Raw genomic sequence first — 1,779 nt, forward strand, 5'->3', positions numbered from 1 at the left:
CGACCCGTCCCCCGCGCCCCGGCCTCGTCCCGCGACGCCCGACGCGCCCACCGAGATGCTCACCCAGATGCGTCCCGCCGTGGCCCCGCAGCCCGAGCAGGTACCCGCGCACGTGCCCGAGCCCGAGGAAGAACCTGCGCCCCCGCCGATCACCGACGAGCCCGAAGGCGCCTTCCAGCCCAACCTCGACGACTCGATCAGCTACACGCTGCCGTCGGAGGACCTCCTTGTCTCTGGGCCCCCGCACATGACGCGCTCGGCCGTCAACGACCAGGTCGTCGCGGCCCTGGGCCAGGTCTTCGCCGACTTCAACGTCGACGCACGCGTCACCGGGTTTTCGCGCGGCCCGACGGTCACTCGCTACGAGGTTGTCCTCGGCGCGGGCGTCAAGGTCGACAAGCTCACCAACCTGTCGAAGAACATCGCCTACGCGGTGGCCTCCGCAGACGTGCGCATCCTCGCGCCGATCCCCGGCAAGAGCGCCATCGGCATCGAGATCCCCAACGCCGACCGCGAAAACGTGGCCCTCGGCGACGTCCTGCGCTCCGCGGCCGCCCGCCGCAACCAGCACCCGCTCGTCGTCGGCGTCGGCAAGGACGTCGAGGGCGGCTACGTGGTCACCAACTTGGCCAAGACCCCGCACATGCTCGTGGCCGGCCAGACGGGTTCGGGTAAGTCTTCCTTTGTCAACTCTATGATCACCTCGATCATGATGCGTGCCACGCCCCAGCAGGTGCGCATGATCCTGGTCGACCCCAAGCGCGTGGAGCTCACGATCTACGAGGGCATCCCGCACCTCATCTCGCCCATCATCACCGACGCCAAGAAGGCCGCCGAGGCCCTCGAATGGGTCGTCAAAGAGATGGACGCGCGCTACGACGACCTGTCGGACTACGGCTTCAAGCACATTGACGACTTCAACAAGGCGGTCGCCTCCGGGCAGGTGCAGGCCAAGCCAGGCCTGCAGCGCACCCTGCACCCCTACCCGTATCTGCTCGTGGTCGTCGACGAGCTCGCCGACCTCATGATGGTCGCGCCGCGCGACGTGGAAGCCTCCATTCAGCGCATTACGCAGCTCGCGCGCGCCGCCGGCATCCACCTGGTGCTGGCCACTCAGCGCCCCTCGGTCGACGTCGTCACCGGCCTCATCAAGGCCAATATTCCCTCGCGCCTGGCCTTCGCGACCTCGTCGCTCACCGACTCGCGCACGATCCTCGACCAGCCCGGCGCCGAAAAGCTCATCGGCCAGGGCGACGCCCTCTACCTGCCCGCCGGCGCCTCCAAGCCCATGCGCGTGCAGGGCGCGTGGGTCTCCGAATCCGAGATCCACCAGGTTGTCGCGCACGTCAAGAGCCAGATGGAGACGCACTACCGCGACGACGTCGTGCCCGACAAGAAGGAAGCCAAGGTCGCCGAAGACATCGGAGACGACCTCGAAGACCTGCTTCAGGCCGCCGAGCTCGTCGTGTCCACCCAGCTTGGCTCCACCTCCATGCTCCAGCGCAAGCTGCGCGTCGGCTTTGCTCGCGCCGGGCGCCTCATGGACCTCCTTGAGTCGCGCGACATCGTCGGCCCCTCAGAAGGCTCTAAGGCCCGCCAGGTCCTCGTCACCCCCGAGCAGCTGCCCGAGGTCCTCGCGATGCTGCGCGGGGAGTCCGCGGGCATCTCCGAGCCCGAGGCGGGCGCCCCTTCCACGGCAGCCACCGGCGCCCCCTCGTCTCCCGCCCCCGTGGGGGCGCCCAGCCCCGCCACCGGCGAGTTCGCAAGCGGAGCGGCGGG

The 1,779-nt window shown here is 69.1% G+C and carries 1 protein-coding gene; it reads left to right on the forward strand.

The features are described 5' to 3' along the window. Window positions 1-1,779, forward strand: a 1,779-nt coding sequence (locus HMPREF1138_RS01330) for a DNA translocase FtsK (RefSeq protein WP_009055618.1), incomplete at both ends; no start/stop codon positions are given.

The organism is Actinomyces sp. ICM58 (assembly GCF_000283035.1).
Taxonomy (GTDB): Bacteria; Actinomycetota; Actinomycetes; order Actinomycetales; family Actinomycetaceae; genus Pauljensenia.